The sequence below is a fragment of the Larkinella bovis genome (assembly GCF_042655385.1).
GTDB classification, from domain to species: domain Bacteria; phylum Bacteroidota; class Bacteroidia; order Cytophagales; family Spirosomataceae; genus Larkinella; species Larkinella bovis.
In genome coordinates this window covers 1,296,641-1,315,683 of record NZ_JBHSMA010000001.1, presented here as the reverse complement: position 1 = coordinate 1,315,683, position 19,043 = coordinate 1,296,641, and the positions used below count along the sequence as shown (strand labels likewise).

16 protein-coding genes are annotated in these 19,043 nt (G+C 53.9%); 8 read left to right on the top strand and 8 right to left on the bottom strand.

Features of this window, described 5'->3' with window-relative positions:
• The first annotated feature begins 108 nt into the window (after positions 1 to 108).
• From ACFPMF_RS05530 to ACFPMF_RS05520, 3 genes are all read left to right on the top strand, one after another.
• Positions 109 to 624 carry a DUF2911 domain-containing protein gene (locus ACFPMF_RS05530; RefSeq protein ID WP_379841944.1) on the top strand — a complete coding sequence of 172 codons (516 nt, stop codon included), beginning with the start codon at positions 109 to 111 and terminating at the stop codon, positions 622 to 624.
• A 276-nt stretch (positions 625 to 900) separates the two neighbouring features.
• On the top strand, positions 901 to 1,569 hold the full coding sequence (locus tag ACFPMF_RS05525) for a hypothetical protein (RefSeq protein WP_379841942.1): 669 nt from the start codon (positions 901 to 903) through the stop codon (positions 1,567 to 1,569).
• 26 nt (positions 1,570 to 1,595) lie between these two features.
• Positions 1,596 to 2,618 (top strand): AraC family transcriptional regulator, encoded by a 1,023-nt coding sequence (locus ACFPMF_RS05520; RefSeq protein WP_379841940.1) that lies wholly within the window; start codon positions 1,596 to 1,598, stop codon positions 2,616 to 2,618.
• On the opposite strand, the gene ACFPMF_RS05515 is transcribed toward ACFPMF_RS05520, so the two are convergent.
• The 7 genes from ACFPMF_RS05515 to ACFPMF_RS05485 all read right to left on the bottom strand — a co-directional run bounded on the left by ACFPMF_RS05515 (position 2,554) and on the right by ACFPMF_RS05485 (position 9,593).
• On the bottom strand, positions 2,554 to 2,973 hold the full coding sequence (locus ACFPMF_RS05515; RefSeq protein WP_379841938.1) for a DUF4260 domain-containing protein: 420 nt from the start codon (positions 2,971 to 2,973) through the stop codon (positions 2,554 to 2,556). The genes ACFPMF_RS05520 and ACFPMF_RS05515 overlap by 65 nt on opposite strands.
• A gap of 136 nt (positions 2,974 to 3,109) precedes the next feature.
• On the bottom strand, positions 3,110 to 3,508 hold the full coding sequence (locus ACFPMF_RS05510) for an OsmC family protein (protein WP_379841936.1): 399 nt from the start codon (positions 3,506 to 3,508) through the stop codon (positions 3,110 to 3,112).
• A gap of 18 nt (positions 3,509 to 3,526) precedes the next feature.
• On the bottom strand, positions 3,527 to 4,255 hold the full coding sequence (locus tag ACFPMF_RS05505; protein ID WP_379841934.1) for a carbon-nitrogen hydrolase family protein: 729 nt from the start codon (positions 4,253 to 4,255) through the stop codon (positions 3,527 to 3,529).
• Between the two features lie 63 nt (positions 4,256 to 4,318).
• Entirely contained in the window at positions 4,319 to 5,896 is a 1,578-nt protein-coding gene (locus tag ACFPMF_RS05500) for an FMN-binding glutamate synthase family protein (RefSeq protein ID WP_379841932.1), read from the bottom strand.
• A gap of 111 nt (positions 5,897 to 6,007) precedes the next feature.
• Positions 6,008 to 7,273 (bottom strand): 3-phosphoshikimate 1-carboxyvinyltransferase, encoded by a 1,266-nt coding sequence (locus ACFPMF_RS05495; RefSeq protein ID WP_379841930.1) that lies wholly within the window; start codon positions 7,271 to 7,273, stop codon positions 6,008 to 6,010.
• A gap of 141 nt (positions 7,274 to 7,414) precedes the next feature.
• Complete coding sequence (locus ACFPMF_RS05490) at positions 7,415 to 8,008, bottom strand: hypothetical protein (RefSeq protein ID WP_379841928.1); 594 nt, start codon at positions 8,006 to 8,008, stop codon at positions 7,415 to 7,417.
• Positions 8,009 to 8,123: 115 nt separating this feature from the next.
• Positions 8,124 to 9,593, bottom strand: coding sequence for a hypothetical protein (locus ACFPMF_RS05485; RefSeq protein ID WP_379841926.1), 1,470 nt, complete (start codon positions 9,591 to 9,593; stop codon positions 8,124 to 8,126).
• Between the two features lie 187 nt (positions 9,594 to 9,780).
• Here ACFPMF_RS05485 and rbsK point away from each other — a divergent pair, with 187 nt between their 5' ends.
• From rbsK to ACFPMF_RS05460, 5 genes are all read left to right on the top strand, one after another.
• The gene (gene rbsK / locus ACFPMF_RS05480; protein WP_379841924.1) at positions 9,781 to 10,731 is read left to right on the top strand and encodes a ribokinase; all 951 of its coding nucleotides are present in this window, start codon (positions 9,781 to 9,783) and stop codon (positions 10,729 to 10,731) included.
• A 37-nt stretch (positions 10,732 to 10,768) separates the two neighbouring features.
• Complete coding sequence (locus tag ACFPMF_RS05475) at positions 10,769 to 11,761, top strand: GRP family sugar transporter (RefSeq protein WP_379841922.1); 993 nt, start codon at positions 10,769 to 10,771, stop codon at positions 11,759 to 11,761.
• A 69-nt stretch (positions 11,762 to 11,830) separates the two neighbouring features.
• Positions 11,831 to 14,815 carry a SusC/RagA family TonB-linked outer membrane protein gene (locus ACFPMF_RS05470; protein ID WP_379841920.1) on the top strand — a complete coding sequence of 995 codons (2,985 nt, stop codon included), beginning with the start codon at positions 11,831 to 11,833 and terminating at the stop codon, positions 14,813 to 14,815.
• Positions 14,816 to 14,833: 18 nt separating this feature from the next.
• Positions 14,834 to 16,363 carry a RagB/SusD family nutrient uptake outer membrane protein gene (locus tag ACFPMF_RS05465; protein ID WP_379841918.1) on the top strand — a complete coding sequence of 510 codons (1,530 nt, stop codon included), beginning with the start codon at positions 14,834 to 14,836 and terminating at the stop codon, positions 16,361 to 16,363.
• 70 nt (positions 16,364 to 16,433) lie between these two features.
• A complete protein-coding gene (locus ACFPMF_RS05460) occupies positions 16,434 to 17,411 on the top strand; it encodes a nucleoside hydrolase (protein ID WP_379841916.1) in 978 nt (325 codons plus the stop codon).
• Here the strand turns inward: ACFPMF_RS05460 and ACFPMF_RS05455 are convergent.
• Positions 17,408 to 19,015 (bottom strand): DUF4139 domain-containing protein, encoded by a 1,608-nt coding sequence (locus ACFPMF_RS05455; RefSeq protein WP_379841914.1) that lies wholly within the window; start codon positions 19,013 to 19,015, stop codon positions 17,408 to 17,410. The genes ACFPMF_RS05460 and ACFPMF_RS05455 overlap by 4 nt on opposite strands.
• Positions 19,016 to 19,043 lie beyond the last annotated feature (28 nt).

Below are 19,043 nucleotides of genomic sequence, written 5' to 3'. Positions count from 1 at the left end.
GTGATGCAACTTGAACAGTCTTGGACAAGGGTTTATTGATCAACTTTCCGTAACTTTCTCCACCTTTGTTTCGTCAATAATCCTTCAACCAAATTTACGCAATCCATCATGAAAAAATTGCTCTTTCTTACCACCTTGCTGTTGATCGGCCAGCTGACCCTGGCCCAGGACGACAAGTCGAAACGCCCCAGCCCCCCCGCCCAGGCGAAACAAACCGTCGGTGGCAAAACCATTACGATTGATTACAGCCAACCGTCGGTGAAAGGCCGCAGCGTCTGGGACCCGGCGGGCAAAGTAGCGCCCATGGGGCAGGTCTGGCGAACCGGGGCGAATGAAACCACCTCCATCGAAGTATCCGATGACGTGAAAGTGGAAGGAAAACCGTTGCCCAAAGGCAAGTACGCCCTGTTTACCATTCCGGGTGAAAAAGACTGGACGATTATCGTGAACAAAACCATCAAGTGGGGAGCGTTCAGCTACAAACAGGATGAGGACGTACTGCGGGTGACGGTTCCGGCCAAAAAAGCCCCCGGTTTTCAGGAAAAATTCAACATTGCGATCAGTCCGCAAGGCGTCGTTTCACTGGTCTGGGCCGACACCAAGGTTGATTTTACCGTAAAATAATTCCCGTCACCGAAGCCGCGTCCTGAGCGGGACTTTCCGCCGTTGAGACCCCGGTTTCGGTCGATTCTCCCGCAAAAATCACTCCATCGAGCGCATCGGGTCCGGTTCTGTCCCGGGTCCGGACCCGATGCGCCGGGGGCTGTTTCAGAACGGCCTCTGACCAGCGAGGTCATTCATTCGGTTCGTCTCCTTTACTAAATTGATCAATGAGAGTCGGATCGCGGCTAAAACCGCGAACAGGAACGCTATTGCCCCTTATAGCCAAACCATAAAAAGATGAACGTGCTTAAAAAAAGGACGGTCCTCGTCATGACCGTTTTGAGTCTTTTGACGATTCACGTTGCCAGTGCGCAGAAAACCCGGACGTTTAATCTGGCCCGGCTGGCGCAACAGAACGGGTTGCGGCTGGAAAACCGGAAGCTACAGACGCTGATTGACGGAGGGGTTCGCCTGACGGACGCCGGGAAGTCGGGGGCAGGGGTGGCCTGGGTCGAAAACCTGACATTCAGCGAGGGAGCGATTGAGGTCGATATTCGCGGCAAAGATGCCTTCCAGCAGAGCTTTGTTGGGGTAGCGTTTTATGGCTCCGGCGGGCAGACGTACGACGCGATTTACTTCCGGCCGTTCAACTTCCGGGCCGAAGAACCGGTACGGCGTCGGCACGCAGTTCAGTACATTTCGATGCCGGATTACGACTGGCCCCGGCTGCGCAAGGACTTCCCTGATCAGTACGAAAACGCGATCAACCCGCAGTTGGACCCAACGGGCTGGTTTCACGTCCGGATTGTCGTTGACAAGGAACTGATCCAGGTGTTTGTAGATCACAATCTCAGTCCCAGTCTGCGCGTGAAAAAGCTAACGGGGAGGCAAACCGGTCAGGTTGGTTTATGGGTGGGAACCGGTTCGGATGGGGATTTTGCGAACCTGAAAATCACGACCCGGTAACGATTTTGGTTGTATATTCGTTGCCAATGACTACGAAAAACACCCTCTCCGTCGGTTCGTTTAACCTGATTCTGTTTGCGGCCCAGCAGAAAGGCGCGGATTTGGCCGCCTTATGCCGGGCCGTTGGCATTGATCCGGCCCAGTTGCAGCACCCGGACGAGCGCATTCCGATCCGGGCGGTGCAGGCCCTCTGGCGGGAAGTCATCCGGGCAACCGGCGATCCGAACCTTCCGCTCCGGATTGGCGAAATGATCAATCCGTCCGCGGTCGGGGTCCTGGTTTATGTGATGATGCACTGCCCGACGCTCGGGAAGGCGCTGGAAAAGCTCTATCAGTATCAGGATATCGTTTGTGACGCGGCTCAAACGAAGGGGCGTCGGGAAGGAAACCGGTATCTACTGACGCTCCATCTGACGAGCGAGGACATTATCTACCCCGAATACGTCCTGAATTCCGAACTGGTCATGTATCTCTCGACGATGCGGGCGCTGACCGGGCAGCAGATTACGCCCGAAGCGGTTTATTTAGCCTATCCGCGTCCCCTGGACAGTTCGGAACACGAGCGGGTGTTTGCCCCGGTGCGACCGGTTTTTGACGCGAATGAAACCGTGATGGTGCTGGATGCCGCCTGGCTGGAAGCGCCGATTCTGAATGCCAATCCGGCCTTGTTTCCGCTCTTTGAACAACACGCGGCTGAATTGCTGCGGAAACTCCACGAACAGGCCCTGGTGGGTCGGGTAAAAAAGGAAATTATCAGGCTGCTGAAAGGGGAGGAGCCAACGCTGGCGACTGTGGCCGACCGGCTGGCCATGGGGGTTCGAACGCTGCAACTGCACCTGAAAGATGAAGGCGTGACGTATCAGCAACTGCTCGATGAAGTCCGGCAGGAACTGGCGATCCGCCACCTGCGCGAACCGTATTTCAGCACGACCGACATTGCCTACCTGCTCGGTTTTTCGGAGCCCAGTGTGTTTTACCGCACCTTTAAAAAATGGACGGGCTCGACTCCGGGTGCGTACCGGACCGAACGGCTTCGTTCGTCGGCCTAGGTTGTTGCTTTCCGATGCGACCTAAGTGCGTATCCTGAAAACCGGTGGTAAACTTCAGGCCATAGCCCAGCATACGGTCGAGGGCGGAATGGGCAAACAGCATCACGCCCATCAGCAGCAAAACCGGGTTGCCCAGCAGAAAGCCGGTTGCTCCCGCCAGAATGGCTACGGCTTTGTGGTGAAAAAAGTTGTAGGCATAGGCTCCGATCTTCGAATTGATCAGGTAGCCCAGCATACTGACATCTGGTACCAGAAGCAGCGCGGGGAACCACCACCAGGCAAACGGGAGCTGATTGAACAGGACCAGGGCCAGCAGGAATTGAGCGATTTCTTCGAGTTTCAAGAGGGTCTTCATGGCGATTTTGTTCGATTTGTGTACGACAAAGGTCCGTCGAAATCGGCCATGGCGGGGTGACCAAATATGAAAATCGGAGTGACGAAAAACGAACTTTGTATCCGGTTCTCGGGCTGTAATGAACAGGAGGAATTGCTTAACGAGTCAGGGTGATCGTTACACCTTTCCGCAGCGTATTCTGAATTTCGGCCACCTGGTCGGTATAGCGGATCAGTTCCTCGATGTCGGCCGCCGGGGCGTCGGAGGTGACCTGAGCTTTGTACTGAAAGTTAAAACCGGGTTCGCCTTCGGCCCCGAATTCGCCGGTCACTTCCACCTCAACCCCCGAAACCGGCAGGTTGCGCTTGCCGGCTTCGCGGTAGATATCATTACAGAAACAGGTTGCCAGGGCCAGCAACAGCAGTTCGCCCCCGTTGACGGACGCGCCAAAACCGGTGGGTTTGGGCGCAATCGAGACGGTTTTGGCTGCGTCGTTCGTTTGAACGACACTATCGTGCTGGTTGAACGCACTGGTGACGCGGGCCGACATTTTCATGGCTGGAAACAGTTTAGATTATAGCGTTTTTGCAAGAACGTCCTGGGTATCGGTATTGAGTACCAAAATGCCTTCATCGGTATCGTTGAGGTGGGCCAGCAACCGGCCCGCCGGATTCCAGATGGCGGTTTTACCGCCCGACACAAAATCATCGCTCGGCCCGACACTGTTGGCCATCAACACCGTCATGGCGTACGTTCCGGCGATGTCCACCAAGCGTTGAAAGGCCTTTTCGACGCCCTGAGCGGTTTTGGCGACGCTGGCGATATAGATTTCAGCGCCCTGTTCCGCGGCTCTTTGGGCGTGTTCCGCAATGGATAACTCGTAGCAGATTGCCAGCGCGATCGTCGGTTGATTCCGAACCAGCAGGGTCGCATTCCGACCGCTGACAAAGAACGGTTCTTCGTCGGCGTGTAAATACTGTTTGGAATACGTCTGCCAGGGCTGGTTGGGATGAAAAAGTGCCATCGTGATGCAGACGCCCGCTTCGGTCGGCGTAGGGAGACCCACGCCGATGATGATGGCGTGGGCATCGCTGAGGGTCTGAAAATCGGCAAACCGCCTATCATCCGGGGTGGTGGCCAGTTCGTGGGCCAGCGCTGGTTCGTACCCCGTGATGGAAAGTTCGGGAAAAATAATCAGGTCGGCGCCCTGTGAAACCGCCAGTTCGATGCATTGCGTATGCTTTGCCCTATTCCGGGCCATATCCCCTTTGATCGGGCGGGTCTGGGCGACGCAGAGTTTCATGTTCGGTTGATGACTGACGGTTTAAAAAAGCAACGGCTCGATTGATTCATCCATGGCCTTAATTCAATTCTCCTTGGTTCGAACCGCTTCGTTCAGCGGTTCAATATAGGGACTTTTGAGCAGGTCACGGATCGAGGAGAAGGCCACCGGGTCTTTGGTATACCCGTAGGCTTCGGCCATCGACTGCAACCGGTTGTTGTCGCCCATGGCGAGCACCACATCCTCCATCGTAAACTGGCAGGGGTGCTCGTACCCGGCCGCGTGCGAAATTTCCAGAATTTCTTTCGTCAGGGTTTTGACGTAATGATAAAACCGCTCGCTTTTCAGCGCCGGATCGATACCGGACTGGAGCCATTTGCTCTGGGTGGCCACGCCTGACGGGCAGCGGTTGGTGTGGCAGATCTGGGCCTGAATGCAGCCAATGGACAGCATGGCTTCCCGGCCCACATTGATGAGGTCGGCCCCCATCGCAAAGGCCATCACCGCCGATTCGGGCAGGCCCAGTTTTCCGGAAGCAATGAACGTAATCCGGCTGGTCAGGCCCCGTTGCTGAAAAATCTGGTAGACTTTGGAAAAACCGTAGACGAACGGCAGGGACACGTGGTCGGCAAAGGACGGTGGAGCCGCTCCGGTGCCGCCCTCCCCGCCGTCGATCGTGATGAAATCCGGCCCCTGGTTGGTGGCCAGCATATAATCGGCGAGTTCTTCCCACAACTCCAGCTTTCCTACCGCCGATTTGATGCCCACGGGCAGGCCGGTTTTTTCGGCCATGGCTTCGATGAACGCGACCATGCCCGGAATGTCCGAAAAGGCACTGTGGGCGGCTGGTGAAATGACATCCTTTCCGATCGGTACATGCCGGATTTCGGAAATTTCGGCGGTGATCTTGGCGGCTGGCAACACCCCGCCCTTGCCCGGTTTGGCACCCTGCGAAAGTTTCAGTTCCAGCATGCGCAGAAACGGGTTGGCTTCGGCCAGTTTGACCAGTTTTTCCATGACGAAATTGCCATTGTCGTCCCGAATGCCGAAGTAGGACGTACCAATGTTGAACACCACATCCGCCCCAAATTTATGGTAATTCGACAAACCGCCTTCTCCGGTATTGTGGTAGCAACCGAATTTTTTAGCGCCTTTGTTCAGCGATTCGATGGCTGTGGCCGATAAGGAGCCGAAACTCATCCCGCTGATGTTGACGATGGAACGCGGGTGGTACGGTCGCCGGCGCTGATGGTACAACCCGATGACTTTGGCCGAAGGGGCGTAGTAGGGCGTGTGGCAGTTGGGGTCTTCGGATGGAAGCTGGAACGGCAACAGCGCCGGTTTGATGAAAATATAACCCGGGCTGGCAATGTCCTGATCGGTTCCGAATCCCTGAAAATTATTCTCCCGTTTCGATGACGCGTAAATCCAGGCGCGTTGCTGGCGGTTGAAGGGCAGTTCTTCGCGGTTGTTGGCGACGATGTATTGCCGCAATTCCGGTCCGAAACTTTCAAGCAGGTAGCGCAGATTCCCGACAACCGGGAAATTATGACGGATGGTATGGTTTTTTTGCAGAATATCGCGGAGGGCGAGGAGGATAATCAAGGTCAAAAGCCAGCCCCACCAGGGAATGCTGCTGATAAAAGCAAGAATCGTATCCAAGAGTAAAACAGGTTCAGTGAGTCTCGTAAATGTAGGGAATGATACAAAAAAAACCTGCAAAATCGCTTGGATCTGGCAGGTTCTTCGAAAATCTAATGGAATTCTAATCGTTTATTCGACCGGTTTTACCGTGGTCACGCGGGCCATGTCCTCCCAGAATGACGGATATGATTTGGCGACGACTCCCGGTTCGTTGACCACGATTTCCTGACGCATGGCCACCGGCGCGAAAGCCATTGCCATGCGGTGGTCGTCGTACGTATCGAAATGGGGGAGCGACCCCGGTGCGTCGGCCAGCCGACGAACGCAATAAGACCGGCTATTGTCGCCGGCATCCCGGGCACCGGGCGTTATTTCGACCAGTTCCGCCCCCACTTTTTTGAGTTCCGTCTGCAGGGCGAAAACCCGGTCGGTTTCTTTAATTTTTAGGCTTTCGATCCCGGTCAGGGTAAGCGGAATATTTTTTATGGCGCAACAGACGGCTACGGTTTGGGCCAGATCCGGACAGTCGGTAAAGTCCCAGGCGAGCGACGGTTGTGACGGCGTTTTGGTCAGGACCACGCCCTTTGGGGTAAACGTACTTTCGACTCCGAGCGGTCGCATGATGTCGACAATGGCGCTGTCGCCCTGCAACGAATTTTCTTTCAGTCCCAACAGCTCGATTTCCGAGGTTTCGTCTTCGGCCAGCGCGAGCATACTGAACCAGTAGCTGGCTCCCGACCAGTCGGATTCAACCGCGTAATCGGTTGGCGAATACGGTTTGGAGGGAACCGTGATGGTTTTAGTCTCCCAATTGGCGATGGCCTGAACGCCAAAGTGTTCCATTTGCCGCAAGGTCATCCCGATATACGGTTTTGAACCCACCTCGCCGGTAAGTTCCAGCGTCAGACCGTCGGGCAGGGTGGGGGCGATCATCAGCAGGGCCGAGATGTACTGACTGCTCACATCCCCGCGGATGGCCAGCCGGTTGGTGCCATTCCCGGAAAAGCCTTTGGTAACCAGGGGCGGAAATCCGTCCTTGTTCAGGTACTCGATTTCGGCGCCTAACGTGCGTAGCGCATCGACCAGGAGGCCGATGGGCCGTTCGCACATGCGTGGGGTGCCGGTCAGGGTTTTGTGCTGACCCGTGACCGCAAAATACGCCGTGAGAAACCGCATCGTGGTGCCGGCATCCAGCACGTCGGCCACCGAATCCTCCGATTGCAACAACCGGATCATCGTTTGGGAGTCGCGCGCGGCCGAAACATTGTGCAACGTCCCGCGAAAACCGCTCAGGGCGTTGATGATCAGGGCGCGATTGCTCTCACTTTTGGAAGAAGCTAACGGAATGGTGGCCCGAATGGGGCCGGCAGGAGGGGTCAGACGTACAGCGTTCAAAGCAGAAACCAATTGGTGAAATTTTCCGCAAAACTAATCAAATGAATGATGAATGGTGGAGAATGAAGAATGGATTATGAACGAAGACTAAGCAGGGCTCCATTCGTTATTCATCCTTCATTCTTCGTAATTGGTTGACAGCTAATAGGTTTCCAAGACTTTCAGGCGGTTGTTTTTATTGATTTTGTAAAGTGGGAAGCTCAGTTTATAGCAGATGGCACCCAGGGCCATCATCACCGCCGGAGCTTTCAGGGCGCGGGCATCGGCGGTCAACCGCTTTTCGGCGCGGGACAGGTTGACAACATCGGCCACAAAAAATAATGTACCCGCGATGGGGAAAAGATACGTGCCCTGCGTGATGAACGGAATCTGCCGGTTGACGTAGATTTTTTCGATCTTGCTGAGCGGAAAATGAACGGCTTCGTCCAGAAACGTATTTGGGTCTTCCAGAATCAGGATCAGCGTGGAATCCGTTACGGCATAGAGTGTTTCCCGGTATTTGCGGCCTTTATAGCGGAATTTAATTTCTTCGTTCGGAAAAAACCGGTGCCGCTGAAAACCGCCCAGTCGCCCGGTTACGTCCAGCGTGAGGTATTTCTGCCCCGGTTTGAGCAGGGCGACGTACGGTGATTTCTGTTTGATCATCAGCGAGTCAATGGAAAGGGTGTCGGTTTGCGCGTGAACAAACGGGGCCGTCAGGAGCAATAAAACCGATATATGAAGGGCATGAATCATAAGTCTGTAAACAAGAATTAACGGAAAAAGTGGGTAACGAAGTCGCTTATGGCGCGGTTTAATTAGCAAAATAATAACGGTTTTGCCGCTAGAAATCGTCAAAAACCGGCAACGATTACTGTGGTTTTGGCGCATGGCCCATCCTCCTGACCCAGTCTTTCAAGCCAAGATCCAGAATGAGCTGTTGTTCAAACGGGTCATCAGCCAGCAAAGCCAGTTGGTCGCTAAACTCGTTTAACGGTTTATTCTTAAGCCATTGTTTCAACAAGTTTAACACCAGCCGCTCGGCGCGAAACCCGTATGGCTCGCTTTTTAACTTGCGCTCGATCGATCGAATTTCGTAATCCAGGTAATCCTGGTTGTCGAGGGCTGTGTGAATGAGTAGGTTCATCAGGCGGCAACTAACGTATAAAAGCCGGTTGAGCGAATCCACGGGCTGATTCAGAATCCGGTTAATCCAGTGCAAGGCGGTGGAATAGGCCTGCAACCCAAACCACACCCGACTCACCATAAGGCCGAGCTGGGCCTGAATGGCAAACGGGAGCTGCCCCAGTTCACGCTCCAGCAAGGCATGTTGCCGGATGAGTTGCAGGGCTTCCGGATACTGATGCTGATCGACGGCCCGCTGGAGTTCATGTTCCAGGATGAGGTACTTCACCTGGAGAGCTAAACTACCCGACGTAACCGGCAACGCTTGTAAATGATGCAGGAAGAACGTCATTTCTTCGTACCTGCCCAGTCGGCGCAGGGTGTGCAAAATGCCGGTTAACAACTGAATGTAGTAAAGCGGTGTACCCGACCAGAGGTGACGGTTTTTCTGAAAAAGGGCATCCAACTCGTAGAAAATACTGAGGCTTCCCGGCGAGTTTCCCGTCATCAGGAAGTAGATCGATTGGAAGTGCAGGTGTAGTTGCTGGGAATCAAACGTTTGCAGTTGGTGGCTGTTCAGAATGTGGTGTTCTTCGAGGAGCAGGTCGTTCAGGCGGGTGATTTCCTGCTGACTCCGAACCACACCCTTTTTCCAGTACCGCAGCAACAGGACTTCATACAAAGAGGATTGCTGCTGAAGCGTTGTTTCATGGGCGAGTAACTCCCGAATCTTTTCCTGCTTTTCGATCAGGCTAAACTCGTCTACTCCGGCAAACTGGAGACGAATCAGAAACTGAAGTTCCTGACGCCCGGCCAGAATGAAAAACTGAAACTTCTGGTGTTGTAGCGCCAGCCGCTTGGCTTTTTCCAACTGTTCAAAACCGGCATCGATCAACCCTTTGTTGAACAGGATGGCGCTATCCTGTAGTAAATTCATCAATTGGGTTTCTACCTGCGAATCGGCTTCAAACTGGCGTAAGCTTTTCATAATTACCCGGTATAGATATTTCCGGGCCGGTTCGATGGTAAGACCGGGAAATAAAGCCGTCAGCTTTTCTTTTAAGACCGCATCGAAAAATGGCGACCGCTCCAGGCAATCGAAGAGCCGCAAGTAATCTTTATCCCCATTCTGCGCAGAAGCCACAAGCCGGAAATAGCGCTTTTCGGATTTGGTCAGCGAATGAACCAGGGAAAATAAGGTGACCAGGGAATGCATAGGAGTAACCAGTCGGGACTGCCTTGACAAGGTGATTTTGGCCTTTTTATACTGTTATTTTGGCAAATAAGGCCGTTAGGCCGATACAGTCTGGCGGATTAGCTTTAGCTAAATGATAAAAAAATGGTTCGCTAATTATGACGAATGGTGGATAGATTTGGATAAAATTCTTATTGTCTTGCGTAAAATGGCCCAGCAAAATGCAATCCTTGTTATCGGTAGTTCCAATACCGATATGGTGGTGAAATCCCAGAAGTTACCGGCACCCGGTGAAACCGTTATTGGCGGGAAGTTCCTGATGAATCCGGGTGGTAAAGGGGCCAACCAGGCGGTGACCGCAGCGCGATTAGGGGGCGCGGTAACTTTTGTGGCGAAGGTGGGAAATGACGTTTTTGGAAAACAGGCCGTCCAGCAATTTCAGCGCGAAAAAATCAATGTTCGGTATGTCGTTACGGATGGAGAATATGCGTCAGGAGTAGCGTTGATCAATGTCGATGCGCAGGGTGAAAACTGCATTTCGGTGGCGCCCGGCTCCAACAGCCGGTTAAAGCCCTCGGATGTCGAACCCGCCCTGGATTCGATCGGTGATTCGGCCTTCGTGCTGCTCCAACTGGAAATTCCGCTGGAAACCGTGGCGTATGCCATCCGGCGCTGTTCCGAAAAAGGATTGCGGGTGCTGCTGAATCCGGCTCCGGCGCAGGCTCTGCCCACGGATTTGTTAGCCAGTTTGTATTTAATTACCCCCAACGAAACCGAAGCCGAACGGCTGACCGGTATCCGGGTTACAACGTTGGCAACGGCGGAACAGGCTGCCCAAAAACTGCGGGAAATGGGGGTTGCCAACGCCATCATCACCCTGGGAGCAAAGGGAGCCTACTTGTGTACAGAGTCCGTATCGAAGCTCATTCCGGCTCCGCCCGTAACCGCCACGGACACCACGGCCGCCGGGGATTGTTTCAACGGATCGCTGGCGGTTGCCTTAGCCGAGAATCAGCCGCTCGAACAGGCTGTTGCCTTTGCCTGCAAAGCGGCTTCGATTTCCGTCACCCGTATGGGTGCTCAATCGTCCATACCGTACCGGCGGGAAGTGGATGGGCTTCCGTTAACGACGCCCGATGGCCATTCCCACGCTTTCTGATAATGCCCTAATCCTGTATTCCTAAACCCAATTTGATATGTTTATTATTCCTTCCTATACCCTGGCGGTCTTGTTCTGCGTGGTCACCATGCTTTGCTGGGGCTCCTGGGGCAATACCCAGAAGCTGGCGGCTTCCAACTGGCGATTTGAGCTATTTTACTGGGACTACGTGATCGGAGTTTTACTTTTATCCCTGTTACTGGCTTTCACCTTAGGCAGTATGGGCGAAGGCGGACGGTCGTTTCTGCCGGATCTGCAACAAGTGGATCGGAGCAATCTGTATTCCGCCTTACTCGGTGGGGTTATCTTCAACCTTTCCAATATTCTGCTCAGTGCCGCCATTTCCATCGCGGGAATGTCGGTTGCTTTCCCGGTCGGCGTCGGGCTGGCCCTCGCGATCGGTGTCGTCGTGAATTACCTGGACCTGCCAGTCGGCAATCCGGTCCTGATTTTCGGGGGTGTCGCTTTGATTGTACTGGCGATTGCCCTGAATGCTCAGGCGTATCGGAAACTGGCGCAAACCCTGAATGTATCGGTGAAAGGATTGATCCTGGCGGTTGTGAGCGGCTGCCTGATGGGCTACTTTTACAAATACGTGGCGGCCTCGATGTTTACGGATTTTTCGGTTCCGGAACCGGGTAAACTGAGTCCCTATACCGCCGTAGTGGTCTTCTCGGTCGGGATTTTTCTCAGCAATTTTGTTTTCAATACCTTCCTGATGTTTCGGCCCTTCGTGGGCTGCCCGGTTACCTACCGCGACTATTTTCAGGGCAGCCTGCGGAGCCATCTCATGGGAATACTTGGCGGAGCCATCTGGTGTCTGGGGATGTCGTTCAGTATTATTGCGTCCGATAAAGCCGGAACGGCCATTTCGTACGGGCTGGGGCAGGGCGCCACGGTGGTAGCGGCTCTTTGGGGGATCTATGTCTGGCGTGAGTTCAGGAATGCTCCCAAAGGCACCTACACCCTGCTCAATCTCATGCTCTTTTTCTATGTGTTGGGCTTATCGCTATTGATCGGGGCCCGTTAGTCAACTATTCCATCTAAATCCATTTTTATGTACAAGCCTATTCGATCCTTTGAAAAAAGGGTTGGCGGAATGCTATTGTTGTTATTTTGTCCGCTAATCCCGCACGCCCAGACCCTACTGGCTGCTAACCAAACAAGTAGAGAAATATCCGGCTCGTATTCCGTTCGGAAAGAGCTGGTATCCGGACGCATTACGGATGAAAAAGGCGTTGGCATTCCCGGCGTAAATGTTGTTGAAAAAGGAACCACCAACGGCACCATCACCGATTCGGAGGGGAGCTATAAACTGACCGTCGCCGGTCCGGGTAGCGTGATCGTGGTCAGCTTTTTGGGATACGTTTCTCAGGAGCGGCAGGTTGGATCCAACGCGGTACTGGACATCCAGTTAGCAACCGATAATAAAGTCCTGTCCGAAGTCATTGTGGTGGGGTATGGTACCCAGAAAAAGAGCGACGTCACGGGGGCGATCTCCCAGATTTCGGCCGAAAAGGTGAAAGCCGTACCGGTGGTGTCGGCCGAGCAGGTATTGCAGGGGCAGGCGGCAGGTGTCGATGTGGTGGCCGCCGGGAATGCGCCCGGCTCCGGCATGACCGTTCGGGTGCGGGGTCAGCGTTCCATTCAGGCCGGTAACGATCCGCTGTACGTGGTGGATGGCATTCCGTTCGATGGCGGTTTAAACCAGATCAGCCCCAACGACATCCAGTCGGTGGAGGTCTTGAAAGATGCCTCTGCTGCAGCCATCTACGGCTCCAGGGCGGCCAATGGGGTCGTGCTGATCACCACCAAGCGCGGCAGTTCGGGCAAAACCCAGGTGAGTGTCGATTCGTACTACGGGGTACAGAATATTCAGAACCAGGTGAAGGTATTGGGGGCCGAGGACTTTCTGTCTTTCCGGAAAATTGCCCGCAAAACCGATAACCTGAATGTGCTGCTGGCACCGGAAGAACTGGCCAACTACCGGGCCGGAAAATCGGTGAACTGGCAGGATTTGCTGTTGACCCAGAATGCTCCGCAGCAAAACCACCAGATTGGCGTGTCGGGCGGAAACGAAAAGACCAAGTTTCTGGTCTCGCTGAACTACCTCAAACAAAACGGGATCATCAAGCCTTCCGACTTTGAGCGGGGCTCGTTGCGGATCAACCTGGACCATCAGATTAATAAAACCATCAAATTCGGAGTGTCCTCCCTGTTTACCCGCAGTCTGACGAATACCGTTGACGTAGGAAATGCCCTGGTGGCGGCTTCCCAGATTAGTCCGCTTGGCGATGTGCGCGACGCCGACGGCAAGCTGCTGCTGTACCCGACCCAGAGTGAACAACTGGTGGCGAACCCGATGACCGATATTGCCAATAACATCAACAAGACGTGGGGAAACCGGGTTTTTCTCAGCTTGTATGGCGAACTGGCGTTGCACAAAAACCTAACCTACCGCTTGAACTTTGGCCCTGATTTGTCCTTTACGAAAAATGGACGGTACATCGGGTCGGAAACCAACGCCAAAAAAGGGGGACTGGATGAGGGACAAAGCAATCGTTCGGACAGCTATTCCTACACGCTGGAAAATGTGCTGCGCTACAGCAAGATTTTTGAAGAAAAGCACAACCTGAATGTCACATTTGTCCACAGTATCCAGAACCGGAAGTATGATTATACGAACGTGAGCGCTCAGGGCTTCCCGACGAATCTGGTCGAGTGGCAGAAACTGTCGAGTGGGGCCATTAAAGGATTTGATACCGGTTTTGAAGACTGGAAACTGCTGTCGTATATGGCCCGGGTCAACTATGGCTTCAATGAAAAATACCTGGTTACGCTGGCGGCCCGGATGGACGGTTCGTCCCGCTTTGGCGACCGCAATAAATTCGGATTCTTCCCATCGGCCTCGCTGGCCTGGCGCGTCATTGAAGAAGATTGGGTACAGGGCGCAACAACCTGGTTAAGCGATTTGAAGCTGCGGGCGAGTTACGGTCTGGTGGGTAATACGGCCATTGCTCCGTATCAGACCCTGGGTGGCCTCAGCCGGTCGGCCTACCTGTTTGGCTCCAATCCCGCACTGGGTTTTGGTCCGAGTTCACTGCCCAGCCCGGATCTGAAATGGGAAACCTCGCGTCAGTTCAACATCGGTCTGGATTTTGGCATACTGAAAAACCGGGTGACGGGTTCGGCCGAATACTACATGACGAATACCGATGATCTGCTGCTGAGTCAGGCACTCCCGCCCACCACCGGCTATGCCAACATCATGACCAACATCGGCGCCACCCGCAACCAGGGATTTGAGCTGAGTCTGCAATCAACCAATATCAATTCGTCCTCGGGTTTTAAATGGACCACGGATCTGAATCTGGCGACCAACCGGAATAAAATCCGCAAGCTGTTGACCAATAACACAAATGACGTTGGAAATGCCTGGTTTATCGGGCAACCCATTCAGGTGTATTATGATCACCGGTATCAGGGAATCTGGCAGGCATCGGAGGCTGAGGAGGCTAAAAAATACGAACGTCAGGTGGGCCAGATCAAGGTGGAGGACGTCAATGCCGACGGAAAAATCAATGCCGACGACCGGGTGATTCTGGGTTCGCCTTTCCCCAAATGGACGGGCGGTTTAACCAACACCTTCGGGTACAAAGGATGGTCGCTTTCCGTTTTTGTATACGCTCGCCAGAACTTTCAGATCAAGAGTGATTTGTATTCATCAAACCTCGATAACCTGAATTCCCGTTTCAATATTCCTGTTTTTGTGGATTACTGGACCCCGGAGAACCCCAATACGCGTTACCCGCGTACGGAGGCCATCGGAACAGCTAGTCCCAATATAAGTTCGCTGGGTTATGTGGATGGATCCTACGTACGGGTCAGAACCATCACGCTGTCGCATACGTTCGCCAGCAGCCTGATCCAGAAAGCGAAAATCCAGTCACTACGGGTGTATGGTAGCCTGAACAATCCGTTCAACTTTACCAATTTCAAAGGCTGGGATACGGAAGCTGGATCGGCCTATGGCTCGTATCCTTCTACCAAACTATTCCTGTTGGGAGTAAACCTAACCCTTTAACCGACCGCCATTACGATCATGAATACCTACTTTAAACGAACCCTGCTGCTGCTTACGCTCGGCCTCGGTTCATGCTCCTGTACGGAGGAGTTTCTGGAAGAAAATCCCGTTTCGGTTCTGAATCCGAAAAGCTTTTATACCACCGAAACCGGCCTACGCCAGGGCGTCCATGCCGCCTACGCAAGTCTGCGGCCCATTTATGGCGAAGATGCCCAGCCCTTATATTTTTCATTGTTCGGAACGGATCAGTTCTTTAGCGGGAAAGCCGCCGTGGGAGCCTACCTGATTCAATACGATGCAAACCTCACCTCCGCACTGAGCGAGGTCAATTATGTCTGGACCAATTTTTACAAAACCATTAATCTGGCGAACACCATTCTGGCCAATGAGAATAATGTGACCATGAACCAGGAGGCTAAAAACCAGTTGATGGCCGAAGCGCGGTTCATTCGGGCGCATAGCTATTTTTACCTGACTCAGTTGTTCGGTGATGTGAGTCTGCTGACCGAACCCACCGTGGGATTACAAACCGACTTCAAGCGCAATCCGACATCGGAAATATACGACCTGATCGTTAAGGATTTGCTGTATGCGGAGGCCAATTTGCCCGCCAAGAGCCCGCAGTTGGGGCGCTTATCCAAGGCGGCTGCTCAGCACCAGTTGGCGCAGGTCTACCTGGTGCTCAAAAACTGGAAAGCCGCGTCGGAAAACGCCCTGAAGGTGATCAACAGTGGTAATCACCGGCTGGAAGCGGATTACGTTAAAATCTTCGATCCGTCCAACCAGACGAATTCCGAAATCATCTGGTCAATCCAGTATGAAAACGATCCAATCAATTCGGGCTCGGCGGGGAATACGGCCCATATGTGGTTCACCAACTCCTACAGCGATATTCCGGGCATGCAGCGGACATTGGAATGGGGGCGGCCCTGGACCCGGTTTGCGCCGACCGATTACCTGATGAGTATGTACGATGAGAAAAAGGACCAGCGGTGGAATGTCTGGCGTCGGTTTGATGACTATTCCTACAACAACCCGGCCTCCCTGCCCGCCGGGAAGAAGTTTGGGGACCCCATCGACGAAAGCTGGCGCGGTACCATCGAGTTTCACTGGGCCCTGAAAAAATACCAGGACCCTACCCGTCCGTCGTTTAATGAAACCCGGGGTAATAAGGACTTTATCGTCTTCCGACTGGGCGAAACCTACCTGTTGGCGGCTGAAGCGTTGATGATGGAAGGCAAGCTGACCGAAGCGACTAAATACTTCAATGAAGTGAGAAAACGGGCGGCTCGACCCGGGGTCGATTTTAGTATCAAAGAAAGCGAGCTAAACATCGATCTCATCCTGGATGAGCGCTCCCGCGAACTGGCGGGAGAAGCCAACCGGCGGTTTGATTTGCTGCGTACCGGAAAACTGGTGGAACGGGTGAAGAAATATGGCCACCCGGTGGGAGCAGCCAATATCAAAGAAATGCATTTGCTGATGCCGATTCCGCAACGGCAGATTGATTTGTCCACCTCGAATTACCCGCAAAATCCCGGTTATTGATTTGTAGTTAAGTTTCTTAGCGTACCTCCGGCGGTCCGGTCGGGGGTGCGCTATATTTACGATTTGAACGATGAAAAAGCTATTGTTGGGATTGTCCGTAGGATTGCTGAGCCTGGGTTGTTCGCCCAAGACCTCGACTACCGCTTCGAAGAGTCAGCCGTTGTCGGTTATTTTGGATACGGATATGGATTCGGATGTGGATGATGTGGGAGCGCTGGCGATGTTGCATGCCTACGAAAAAACCGGGAAGGCGCGGATTCTGGGCGTTATTGTGACGAGTGATGACAAGTACAGCGCGGCCTGTACGGACGCGATCAACACCTATTTTGGCCGGCCGGATATTCCGATTGGCGTGAGTCAGACGGATTCGCTGAAGGAGTTTTCAAGATACACCCGGAAGATTGCCGAGGAATTTCCCCACAAAATTAAATCCAACGAAACCGCCGAGACCAGCACCTCGGTCTACCGGCGCTTGCTGGCCGGGCAACCTGACGGCAGTGTGGTCATCATCACCATCGGCCACCTGACCAGTTTAAGCCGGCTCATCGATTCGGCCCCCGACCACATCAGCCCGCTTTCGGGCCAGGAATTGATTAGCCGGAAGGTGAAGTCCTGGTCGTGCATGGGTGGGCAATTCCCGTCGGGCAAGGAAGCCAATTTTTACCGGCCCGACCCGGCCTCGACCGTCAATTGCCTGGCCAAGTGGAAATTGCCGGTAATCTTTGCCGGTTGGGAGGTTGGGAACCAGGTCGTGACCGGAGGGGCAGATTTTAAAAGCCGGAGTAAGCATGATAGCCCGATTTACAAAGGCTATCTCCACTACAACGACTTCAAGGGCCGGGCGAGTTGGGATCAGATCTCGGTCCTGGAAGCCGTTGAAGGCGCAGATCAATATTTTACCGTGGTCCGGGATGGGCACTGCGCGGTGGCCGCCGACGGCAGCAATGTCTGGCAGGCACCCGTTCAGGCCAACCAGGCTTATTTGAAATTAAAGGTGGAGCCAGCGGTGGTCCGGCAGCGCATTGACGCCCTGATGCTGGGTGATTAGTTGGCATTGACCAACTGCTTGCCTTTCGGGTATTTGATGGTATACCGAAAAACCAGCTCCCGGCTTTCATTGGGTTTGAGCGACAGGTTCCAGGTTAGCCGACCGGTTTCCGGATTCCGTTCGGCGCCGGAGCTTTCGTCGAGTTCCACTTCAATCCGGCTGTCGGTCGAAACCGGAAGCTGGTCGAAAACCGTCAGGTTGACCGGCTCGGCTTTGGTATTCCGAACGGTAATTTTGTAGCTGTAGGTGTCGCGCACGGACGAACTCAGGCCCTTTCGGCTGCTGAAATCCTGGGTTTTTTCCCGTTTGACAATGATCTTTTTGTCGCGGCCCAGGCCGAGGGTCAGCGTATCGCCCGCTTGCTGCAGATTGACCTGCGATTCGCCCACGTACGTTCCTTCAAAATAGGTGCGGGCCGTTCCGTTGAGCAGGTTCAGCTTTTCCCAGCCCGAAAGCGTGGCCACCAGAAACGCATCCGTATCCATTTTGGGCGTGGCCGTATACCGGTAGGTCGCCGGAAGTTCGCCGGTCTGAATGTCGACCACCTGCGGGCGGTTATTGGCCAAAATGGTGTACGGAATGGAAATCTCAAAGTTAACACTCGTGGGCTGTTCGCTAACCTGCGTAAAATCGGCGGTGCTGGCCAGTTCGGCTGCGGGGGCTGTGGCTGCATCGTTGGCGGTTTCGGCTTGTCGGGTTAGCATTTTCGGGCGGGGGAGCGCGCTCACCGGCACCGGCCGGGGTTCGTAAAACGTCACGTACTGAGTTTCCAACTGAGGTTGGTTGCCGGGCAGCGCCGGGTTCGACGTGGAGAGGGTTAGCCGGACGTTTTGCCAGTCAAAACCGGTATTCTGGTACACCTGGGCCTTGTAGGCCAGCGTCGCCGGACTTTTGGTATCGCGCACCCGGATATCGTAGAAAGGTACCCACCCGGCGTTGTTGACTACATAGCTCAGCTCCAGGTCGATGGCGGTGCGGTTTTTGGCCGTCAGGGTCACTTCTATTTCGCCCACGGGCCGCTCACGTCGGGCATTCTGCTCTCTCACCTGGCCCTCCAGATGATCTACCTTTTCTTTCTGTATTTTCAGATGTTTGTCCAGCGCCAGCAATTTCTTGCCCACGTCCGTCAGGCGGGTACGGAAAAAATCGGCCATATCTTCGACTTCTTCCACCACGGTTCCTTTCTCGGTGCCCACTTTCTGGTTGGCCAGCACCATTTTCTTTTCATTGTCCAGAACTTCTTTCTGGAGATTCAGGCCGTCGAACACATCCCGGGCCAGTCGTAAGGAGTCTTCCAGTCGTTGCAGCGAAACCGGTTTAGTCACTTTGGTTAGAAAGTTGGTCCGGAACTGAACGCCCTGCATGACGGCATCGCCCTTACCACTGACCTGAATGCTTTGTGGGTCGGTCTGGGCCGAGGCATTCTCAATAATCAGCCGGGTCGTGCCCGGTTGGAGGGTGGTGCGGGCCTGGGCGGTCAGCTGGGCGCGGTTCAGAAAAACCGTAACGTGCTGAACTGTTGAGGAAATACGCTGTTCGTCGTCCTGAGCCTGCGCGATGGAAAACCCGGTAAAGCCCAGCAGTAATAAGGTAAGTTTCTTCATGTGTCGGAATGATGGGAATCAATCAAGT

Excerpts from the sequence above, each read along its gene's own strand:
- ACFPMF_RS05530 (WP_379841944.1), top strand. The coding sequence starts at position 109 with ATGAAAAAATTGCTCTTTCTTACCACCTTGCTGTTGATCGGCCAGCTG.
- ACFPMF_RS05525 (WP_379841942.1), top strand. The coding sequence starts at position 901 with ATGAACGTGCTTAAAAAAAGGACGGTCCTCGTCATGACCGTTTTGAGT.
- ACFPMF_RS05520 (WP_379841940.1), top strand. The coding sequence starts at position 1,596 with ATGACTACGAAAAACACCCTCTCCGTCGGTTCGTTTAACCTGATTCTG.
- ACFPMF_RS05515 (WP_379841938.1), bottom strand. The coding sequence starts at position 2,973 with ATGAAGACCCTCTTGAAACTCGAAGAAATCGCTCAATTCCTGCTGGCC.
- ACFPMF_RS05510 (WP_379841936.1), bottom strand. The coding sequence starts at position 3,508 with ATGAAAATGTCGGCCCGCGTCACCAGTGCGTTCAACCAGCACGATAGT.
- ACFPMF_RS05505 (WP_379841934.1), bottom strand. The coding sequence starts at position 4,255 with ATGAAACTCTGCGTCGCCCAGACCCGCCCGATCAAAGGGGATATGGCC.
- ACFPMF_RS05490 (WP_379841928.1), bottom strand. The coding sequence starts at position 8,008 with ATGATTCATGCCCTTCATATATCGGTTTTATTGCTCCTGACGGCCCCG.
- ACFPMF_RS05485 (WP_379841926.1), bottom strand. The coding sequence starts at position 9,593 with ATGCATTCCCTGGTCACCTTATTTTCCCTGGTTCATTCGCTGACCAAA.
- rbsK (WP_379841924.1), top strand. The coding sequence starts at position 9,781 with ATGGCCCAGCAAAATGCAATCCTTGTTATCGGTAGTTCCAATACCGAT.
- ACFPMF_RS05475 (WP_379841922.1), top strand. The coding sequence starts at position 10,769 with ATGTTTATTATTCCTTCCTATACCCTGGCGGTCTTGTTCTGCGTGGTC.
- ACFPMF_RS05470 (WP_379841920.1), top strand. The coding sequence starts at position 11,831 with ATGCTATTGTTGTTATTTTGTCCGCTAATCCCGCACGCCCAGACCCTA.
- ACFPMF_RS05465 (WP_379841918.1), top strand. The coding sequence starts at position 14,834 with ATGAATACCTACTTTAAACGAACCCTGCTGCTGCTTACGCTCGGCCTC.
- ACFPMF_RS05460 (WP_379841916.1), top strand. The coding sequence starts at position 16,434 with ATGAAAAAGCTATTGTTGGGATTGTCCGTAGGATTGCTGAGCCTGGGT.
- ACFPMF_RS05455 (WP_379841914.1), bottom strand. The coding sequence starts at position 19,015 with ATGAAGAAACTTACCTTATTACTGCTGGGCTTTACCGGGTTTTCCATC.